Genomic DNA, 8,895 nt, shown 5'->3' with positions numbered 1-8,895 from the left:
GGTGCAGGCTGGTCCACTGACCCAGATCGTCCCAGGCGAAATCCGCCGGCAGCATGACCACGTTGTCGGCCCGTTCCAGGACGGCGTAATCCACGGATATGCGCTCGACCGCGTTGTAGGCGGAGCGCAGAACCTCGCCGGATAACGGCCCCGCAAGGCCGGACAGTGTTTCCAGCGGACGGAAAACCCCGGGCGCGTGCCGCTCGAGAGCCCTGAGAACGACGCTCGCGCGCCAGATGAAAACGCCCGAGTTCCAGTAGTGGCCGCCGCTCGACGAAAACCGTTCGGCTTCCGCCGTCCCCGGTTTCTCGATAAAGCGGAGAACGGGCCGGTATCCGTCCGGTGAGACCTCCCCCGCCTGGATGTAGCCGTACTGGGTCTCCGGACGAGTCGGCTGCAAACCCAGCACTACGAGGAGGTCTTCCCGCCGGGCTATTTCGACGCCGTTCCGCACCACCTCGGCGAAGCGGCCCGAGTCCGCGATGCGGTGATCGGCGGGCAGCATGACCAGCACCGGATCGCCGTACCGCCGGCGGGCCTCGAGGGCGACCAACCCAACGCAGGGGGCGGTGTCGGCGCCCAGCGGCTCCAGGAGAAAATTATCCTTGGGCAGCCCGGGAAGCTCGGCGGAGGTGACCTCCTGTAAATCTTCCCGGGTCACCACGAGAATCCGCTCCGGATCGGTCAGGAGCAGCGCTCGAAGGAACGCCGCGCGCAGCAGGCTCTCCTCCCCGCCGAGGGAGAGGAGCTGCTTCGGTTGCCGGTAGCGGGAGAGAGGCCAGAAACGCCGGCCGCTCCCCCCCGCCATCAGCGCAATGACGGGTTTTGCGGGGGTAGTCACGACTCGTGGCTCGGCGGCGGATCACTTCCGCCGAATCTCGATGTAGCCCAGAAAATCCGCCAGCCCGCCGGGCCCGTTCAACGGGATCCCTATCTCCACGAGCCAGCGGCCGTCGTCGAGCAGCTCCCGGTTTAGGATGCGGTAACCGGGCAATTGGTCGGGTTTCACCGTGTCGGGGATGACGTTCCCAATGTAGGCCACGGCGAGGGCGAGGGCCTGAACCGTGGCGGCGCGGATGGCCAGGAGCCGTCCCCGGGCCGTGAGCTCCTCACCGACGGGCGGTCTTCCCGTGGCCGAGGCGACCAGGAGGTCGCGCCCGAAATCGAACCCCGAAGAGTCACCGGGGACCACGAGGGCGCCCCAACTGGGCGAATCGGGGCTCCACAGCTCGTCGCGTTCCGAGATGTTCCAGCGGACGCGTTCCAGGCGGACCGACTCGTCGGTGACGAAGGGGAGCCCCCCGTCGGCGTAGACCAGGAGCCTGACCCTCCAGGCGTCGTCCACCGGGCGCAGACCGCCGGGGTTGCCGCCCCGGGTGAGGAGGAATTGCGGGGAGGAGGATGAAAAGCCGTAGCGGTCCGTGGAGACGCTCCAGAGACGCCAGTGGAAATCCAGCCCCCCCGGGGCTCCGAGGATTTCGACGGGACCCTTGGCGCCGTAGTCGTAGAGGTAAACCGCTATCCCGTCACCCGGCCTGGGGGACCACCACTCGATGTCCACCGCGAAGCTTTTTACCCAGGAGGGCAGCTTGACCTCATACTCGGCCCAGGAGCCGGTCTGGCCGCCCGTCAGCCACACGCCGCCGGTCTCGACGGAGACCAGACCCCCGCCGTGTACCAGATCGTCCGCCGGTACCGTGAGATTGGAGGCCGCGACGGCGCTGCCCAGGGCGAAAAGGAGGAGCGGCGCAGCTCTCATCTACCGGTTACCCCCCGCCAGCTCGTCCAGACGATTGAGCAGCTTCTCGATCCGCTTCTCGGCGCGACCGAAGGCCTCCCAGTCGCCGACGGCGCGGGCTTCGTTGTAGTCCTTCCAGGCGGCGTCGAGCTCACGCGCGAGGTCCCGCAGCTCGCCGAGACCGGCCGGGATGACCGGTCCCCCGGTTTCCACCGTCTCGACCGGGGTCTCCCCACCCACTTCCGGGACGACCGGTTCCTCGGTGATCGGGGTCGCGGGGCCAAAGAGCTTGTCGAGCGCCCCGTCCAGGGTGTCGGACATGGCTATCTGGTTCCCGTAGGCCACCAGGATGTACTTCAGCTCGGGGATGGCGTTCCCCTCGGCCTGGATGTAAACCGGCTCAACGTAGAGGAGGGAGTTCTCGATGGGGATGATGACTATCCGCCCCATAGCCACCTGAGACCCCTTCTCCCCCAACAGGGTTCTCTCCTTGGAGAACTCGGGGTACTGGTTCATCAGGGCGTCTATCTGATCCGGCCCGTAAATCGTGGAGGTACGGGGGAAGGTGTAGAGCACGAGGTCGCCGTACGCTTCCGGATCGCAGCGCGCACACATCCAGCCCACCATGATCGTCTTCCCCTCGGGCACGAAGGGTGTGACCAGGAGGAACTCTTCCTTGGCCTCCTCGGGCAGGCGCATGGTCATGTAGTAGGCGTCGAAGAGCTCGCCTTCCTTGGTGTGCCCCGGAATCTCCCAGCGGTCCGAGCGCTTGTAGAAGTCCTGGGGGTCGGACATGTGGTACGTGGCGAAGACCAGGCTCTGGACGGCGAAAAGGGCGTTAGGGTAGCGGACGTGGGCCTGGATATCGGGGGGCATTTCCGAGAAATCCTTGTACATGCCCGGGACGACATTGGTCCAGGTCTCGATCAGGGGGTCCTTGCCCATGACGTAGAAGTCCATGTGGCCGGTGTAGGCGCTGACCACAACCTTCACCGAGTTGCGGATGTAGTTCCCCCCGTTATCCAGCATCGGCTGGGAGTAGGGGAAGCGGCTGGTGACGGTGTAGCAGTCCACGATCCAGTAGATGCCGTCGTCGGTCAGGACGGGGTAAGGGTCGGTGTCGGTGTAGAGATAGGGCGCCACCTCGTCCACCCGCTCCAGGATGTTGCGGCGGATGAGAAGCCGGCTCTCGGGCGTGATGTAGTCGGAGAGGAACACGTCCAGCGAGCCCAGGTTAATCGCTATGGCCAAGCGGCGCCAGAACCCGCCCACCGGTATCCCGCCGCCGAGGCTGGCGTCGTAGCTGGTGAGCTGGTTGGTGTTCCCCACGGGGTAGTCTATCTCGATGGGCTCCGAGGCCGGGGCGAAGGAGTAGTCCATGTTGCCCTCGCCGAAGTAAATCTGCGGTCGTTCGAGCTTGACCTCCATCCGGTTCACCAGGGGGATGTCCTGGAGGTAGAAGACGGGCTGGCCGGAGGGGCTCTTCAGGTTCACCGGATTCGCCACGGCGCCGTAGCCGTGGGTGTACACCAGGTGGCGGTTCTGCCAGGTGTCGGCCTGCGCCGGAAGACCGTTCAGGTTCAGCTCGCGCAGGGAGAGGGTGACCGTCGTCTGGCGTCCGTCCAGGGTGTACCGGTCTATGTCCACGTCTTCGCCGAACTCGTAGTAGTCCTTGAAGCTCTGCTTCTGGTCGTACACGGGCCGCAGGTTGTGCCAATCCCAGATGCGGATGTTGTCAATGGTGGGCCGGTTGTTCTCTATGTCGGCGCGGGTCAGTAGTGGTCCGACTCCGGCGCCCTCCACCTCTTCGGGAGTGAATGACGCGCCGCTGGTGGAGCCCGTCGAGGTTTTTTCGACCAGAACTTCCCCCAGCCCGCTGAGGCCCTCGTTCACCGCGAACACTTCGCCCGATTCGCCGAAAGCCCGCGGCGTGATCCGGTCCAACCCGTAAGCGGCCTGGGTCATCGTGATGTTGTTCCCGATGTAGGACTCCTCGGCCTGCAGCTCGTTGGGGTTGACCTCGAAGGTTTGCACCGCCCAGGGGACCGCGTAGAGGAGGACGAGCGGCAGCACGATGAAAGAGGCCACGATGATCAGGAGCATCTTGAGGTTGTTGCTCTTCAGCCAGGTCAGGACCAACACGGCGACGCCGAAGGCCAGGGTCAGCCAGAAAAGGACGTTGTACATGGGCAGGCTGGCGTTGACGTCGGCGTATCCGGCGCCGTAGAACTTGCCGTGGTCCGTGAACAGGATGTCGAACTTATCCAGGTAGTAACCCCAGGCCTTCAGGGCGAACATGCCGCCGACCATGGCCAGAACGTGGCCCTTGACCAGGGTGTTTGTGCGCAGCTTCCAGCTCTCGATCCAGATCATCCTCCGGAAGACGTACCAAACCACGATGAGGACCGCCGAGAGGAGGAGGGCGCCGGAGAGGTGGTCGTAGATCATCCTGTAAAAGGGGAGCCTGAAGACGTAGAAGGAGACGTCGTTTCCGAAGACGGGATCCTGGAGACCGAAGCTGGTGGCGTGGAGGAAGCGCTGGAACACCTGCCATTCACCCCCGGCTGAGATGCCGTTGATGATGGCGAAGGCCCCTCCCACGGCGATAAATAGCCAAACCCCCCATTTGCGGAGCTTCTCCCCGAAGGAGGGGAGCATGACCGCCTCCTCGGCGACGACGTGGGGTTTCTGGCGGCTGAAGATCCAGGCCAGGAGGAGGCTCGTGCCCACAACAACCACGTACAGGCCGAAGATGATGAGCCCGAAGCCCACCGCGGACCAGATGCGGGTCCAGAATACGTCGGCGTAGCCCTCGGATGTGTACCAGAAGATATCCACGAAGAATCCGGAGAGGGCGGCCATAAGGATGATCAGACCGACGATGACCGCAATCACGATCATTATCGTCTTACGGGAAATCCATTTCATTCGAGTGACCCCGGAAGAACCGGGCCGGGCCTAAGGGGCGCCGGGCCCTGGTGGCAGGTTGAAAACACCTCGAGCATTGTACCAGAAAAAAGCACCGCGGTGCCAGACAAACCGAAGGCCCGTTTACAGGCCACAACCATGAAGCCCCGCCGCCGGAATACCATATCAATTAACGAATTATTGTGTACGGACTCGAACTCTATGATTATCAAAAAAATGCAACTCATATAATTAATAAAAATATTTCTTGACCAGAAATAAATTTATCGGTACAATCACCCCCCAGTCGCTTTTTTAGGTTCCACCAACTCATTGATACCTTTTACTATACTATGCCCCCCGAATCACACGAGAAAGTAATTGCGGAAAGGCTTCAAGGGCTGCTCGACGGGACCGATACCCATGGTCCAGGGGAGCCGGTCCTCGAAAGCCATCCCGCCGATCTCGCCGGAGCCTTCGTCTTTCTCGACGAAGAGGACCGGGATAGGCTCCTGTAATTCCGGCCCACCAAGGCGGTAGCGCCTCTTTTGGGCGAGATGCGGAACACTTCGCCGCGGTTTACTTCGAGAGCGTCCCGCCATTGATCGAACTGCGGGTCGGATCCCCACCGGACCTATATTTACCTGGAGTTCCCTTAGGCTGCTCTTGAGATTTCTCGTTCACTCGTGAATTTATAGGTGGAGCTTAAAAAGAGTTACGTATCCTGAAAAGGACCAGACACGAGGTGGACAATGCCCGAGAACAAGCCGTCCAAAGAGACAGAGACCTACTCGGTGGAGATAGACCTCTCCGCCCGTTCGTGGAAAGCGACGGGGACGCGCGAGTTCATTGACGAGCAGTTCGCGCGCTTCTTGGACATGCTGGCCGCCCAGCCGAAAACACGAACGTCCAAGCCGAAGACCCGGGCGGCCAAACCCAAAAAGCGCCGCGGCAGGCCGCGCTCGAAACCGAAAAAAATCAACGTCATCCCCCTCGAACTCAAAGGCGGCGAGGGCGTCAAGTCACTCAAGGACTACGTCAAGGGGGCCAAGGTACACTCCAACTACGAGCGCTGCACCCTTTACCTCTACTACCTCCAGAAGATTCTGGGACGCAAGACGGTGTTGCACGACGAAATCACGGAGTGCTTCCGCCACCTCGGCCTGAAAGCTCCGGCCAACATACAGGTCTGCCTGTCCGAGGCGAAGAGGAAGTACAAGTACGTGGACATGCCGGGCAACGGCACGGTGAGGCTCACCCCGACCGGCGCCGCCCTGATCGAGAAAAAGCTCTTCGCTGAGTAGAAGAACCATGCCAATGCGGTTGATCGAGACGGCTCGCCGTCGCTACCGCCGCTTCCGGCAGAGACAGAGCCCGTCCAGCGGGTTGATCACCGATCTCATCCTGGTGATCGCGTTTCTGGCCGTGTTGCGCAATCTGGTAGTCGAAAGCTCCTTCGTTCTGTCCGATTCCATGGAGCCCACCCTGAAACCGGGCGACTGGCTCCTGGTGGACAAGCTCCGCTACGTCTTCGACGGGCCGAACGGCTCGCCACAACGCGGCGACATCGTGATCTTCAACGCACCCCTCGAGCCGGGGGACGAGTACGTCAAGCGGGTGGTGGCGATTCCGGGTGACACGGTGCAGATCGAGGGCGGCCGGCTCATCCTCAACGGGACGCCCGTCGAGGAGACATACCTCTCTGCGGATTCCCTGACCCGGATGACCGGCGGGACCGGCCCGGGCGAAAATCCCTTCACCGAGCCGGTGCTCATCCCGCCGGGGAAGTATCTGGTTCTGGGCGACAACCGCCCCGCCTCCAAGGACAGCCGCTCCTGGGGGCTCTTAGCCGGAGAGGAGATAATCGGCCGGGCCGACCTGATCTACTTCTCCTACTCACTCTCTCCCGAGGGGGCGGGGGTGTGTTGGGACCGGATGAACCTGCCCCTGAACTGACCTTCGCCCCACGCGAAAAAGCGGACCGCCGTGGTCCGCTTTCTTTTTAAGTCGGTCGGATCTAAGACATCTGGGAGATTGTGATGGCCGCCGTCTTGACGATGTCCTCAACGGAGGCGCCCCGGGAGAGATCGGAGATGGGCTTGGCCGCGCCCTGCAGGATAGGTCCGATGGCGGCCGCGCCCGCCAGACGTTGGGTGAGCTTGTAGCCGATGTTCCCCGAATTCAGGTCGGGGAAGACCAGCACGTTGGCCCGTCCCGCCACGGGGGAGTCGGGCGCCTTCTTCTGCGCGACGTCGGGTACGAGGGCGGCGTCGAGCTGGAGCTCCCCGTCCACCACGAGCCCGGGCTCCCTCTTTTTCACGATAGCGGTGGCCTCGAGCACCAGGTCCACGTCGGGACCGGACCCCGAGCCCTTGGTGGAGTAGCTTAGCATGGCCACAATCGGCTCGATGCCAAGAAGCGAGCGCGCGGTCCGCGCCGCGGCCACGGCGATGTCGGCGAGCACTAGGGCGTCGGGGTTCGGAATCACGGCGCAGCCCGAGAAAACCAGCACCCCGTCCACGCCCCAGCGGCCGTCCGGGTGGACCATGAGAAAGCTGGAAGAGATGGCGCGGATGCCCGGGGCCATGCCGATGGTCCAGAGCGCCGCCCGGATGACGTGGCCGCTGGCGGTGGCGCAGCCGGAAACGCAGGCGTCGGCGTCACCGGCACCCACCATGGCCATGCCGAAGACGGTCCTGTCTTTGGCCAGCTTTACCGCCTCGTCGAGGGTCAAGCCCTTGTGCTTCCGTCGCTCGTAAATGCCCGTGGTGTAAACGCCGAGTTTCTCGGCCTTCTCGGGATCCACGATGTCCCTCGGCTGAACCTCGACCCCGGCCCGTTTGGCGGCCTCACGCACCTCACCCTCGTCGCCCACGAGGGTGACCCTTTTGGCGATGCCCCGCGCGAGAACCAGGGCATACGCCGCCGTCATCCGCTCGTCGTTCCCCTCGGGCAGGACCAGGTGGGCGCCCTTTTTCTTGGCCCGTTCGATGATTCCCTCGATGACGTCCATGCGAACGACTCCTTATAAATTTATATTTAGCCGGGATGTTACTGCTTTTTCGGGAGTCTATTATACTCTCCAGAGTCCCGGTTTAATTAAACTTTTTGCCGGGGCATTACTCGGTTTGCTCGTTTCGCCGGGGGCGTCACCTCGTTTCGAGGGCGGCGTTTTAAAACTCTTCTGCCTGAGGCAGGATTCCGTTTAGCCGTAAGCTGTTATTTAAGCAGGCGTTGGGGGCTTGGGCGGCGTTGACAGGGCCCGGAGACGGTGTCTATAATCTTGCCGTTGTATTCTGGAGCGGGTAACGCACATGCACGACGTAAAGCCATACCGCCAACCACCCCCCGGACGCTCCGGCAAGCCGCTCGAGAAAATCGGCCTCGTGGTCAATCCGACCAAGCCGGAGGCGGGTGGGGCCGCCGATGTCATCCGCAAGATGTGCGCCGCGGAAGGCATCCGTCTGATCGAGCCGGCGGCCCCGGCTAAAGACGCACCCCCCGACCGTTTCCTGCGCCAGTTTCCCGGGGCGGGCCGGGTGGATACAGCGACGGCCGACACCGACCTGGTAATCTCGTTGGGAGGCGACGGGACCATCCTCACCGCGGCGCGCCTCACCGACTACGCCCCCGTCCCTATCCTGGGCGTCAACGTGGGCGGGATGGGCTTTCTGGCCGAAATCACCGTGGATCACATCGAGGGGGCCCTGGAGGCCCTCCTGGCCGGCGAATATCTTCTGGACGACCGGCTCGTGCTCGAGGCGGAGGTGACCTTCGCCGACGGCGAGCGGGTCGTCCTGCGCTGCCTCAACGAGATTGCGCTCCACCGCCCCGCCGTGGCCGGGGTGTGCGAGCTCGACGTGAAGATAGGCGAGCGGTATCTGGGGACCATTCAGGGCGACGGCCTCATCGTCGCCACGCCGACCGGCTCGACGGCCTACTCCCTCTCCTGCGGCGGGCCGGTCCTCGCCCCCTGGATCTCCGCCTTTTTATTGACCCCGATCAGCCCCCACACCCTCAACATCCGTCCCGTCGTCCTGGACCCGGACCTCGATCTGGAGGTCCGCATCCGCTCGGCCAATCCGCTGGTCCTCATCGCCGACGGCCAGGTGGGCGTCGAGGTGACGGGCGAAGACCGTGTCAACCTCCGGCGCGCCGAACAAACGGTCTCCCTGGTCCGCATCGGCCCTCCCGATTTCTTCGGCGTCCTGCGCGACAAGCTCCTCTGGGGAACGAACCACTCCCACGAC

7 protein-coding genes are annotated in these 8,895 nt (G+C 63.3%); 3 read left to right on the top strand and 4 right to left on the bottom strand.

Annotated features, from left to right (window positions below):
* From NTW26_05455 to NTW26_05445, 3 genes are all read right to left on the bottom strand, one after another.
* Window positions 1-841, bottom strand: an 841-nt coding sequence (locus tag NTW26_05455; protein MCX7021710.1) for a mannose-1-phosphate guanylyltransferase, incomplete at its 3' end; no start/stop codon positions are given.
* Window positions 842-862: 21 nt separating this feature from the next.
* The gene (locus NTW26_05450) at window positions 863-1,759 is read right to left on the bottom strand and encodes a hypothetical protein (GenBank protein ID MCX7021709.1); all 897 of its coding nucleotides are present in this window, start codon (window positions 1,757-1,759) and stop codon (window positions 863-865) included.
* On the bottom strand, window positions 1,760-4,666 hold the full coding sequence (locus tag NTW26_05445) for a UPF0182 family protein (protein ID MCX7021708.1): 2,907 nt from the start codon (window positions 4,664-4,666) through the stop codon (window positions 1,760-1,762). It abuts the gene before it with no gap.
* Between the two features lie 731 nt (window positions 4,667-5,397).
* Between NTW26_05445 and NTW26_05440 the strand changes: the two genes are divergently transcribed.
* On the top strand, window positions 5,398-5,949 hold the full coding sequence (locus NTW26_05440) for a hypothetical protein (GenBank protein ID MCX7021707.1): 552 nt from the start codon (window positions 5,398-5,400) through the stop codon (window positions 5,947-5,949).
* A gap of 7 nt (window positions 5,950-5,956) precedes the next feature.
* A complete protein-coding gene (gene lepB, locus NTW26_05435; GenBank protein MCX7021706.1) occupies window positions 5,957-6,601 on the top strand; it encodes a signal peptidase I in 645 nt (214 codons plus the stop codon).
* Between the two features lie 61 nt (window positions 6,602-6,662).
* Here lepB and pta read toward each other — a convergent pair whose 3' ends face one another.
* Window positions 6,663-7,658 carry a phosphate acetyltransferase gene (gene pta / locus NTW26_05430; protein ID MCX7021705.1) on the bottom strand — a complete coding sequence of 332 codons (996 nt, stop codon included), beginning with the start codon at window positions 7,656-7,658 and terminating at the stop codon, window positions 6,663-6,665.
* Between the two features lie 301 nt (window positions 7,659-7,959).
* Here pta and NTW26_05425 point away from each other — a divergent pair.
* Window positions 7,960-8,895, top strand: a 936-nt coding sequence (locus NTW26_05425; GenBank protein ID MCX7021704.1) for an NAD(+)/NADH kinase, incomplete at its 3' end; no start/stop codon positions are given.

The organism is bacterium, assembly GCA_026398675.1.
GTDB lineage: Bacteria > RBG-13-66-14 > RBG-13-66-14 > RBG-13-66-14 > RBG-13-66-14 > RBG-13-66-14.
The sequence above is the reverse complement of the archived record's forward strand: the minus strand, read 5'-3'. Positions and strand labels throughout refer to the sequence as shown.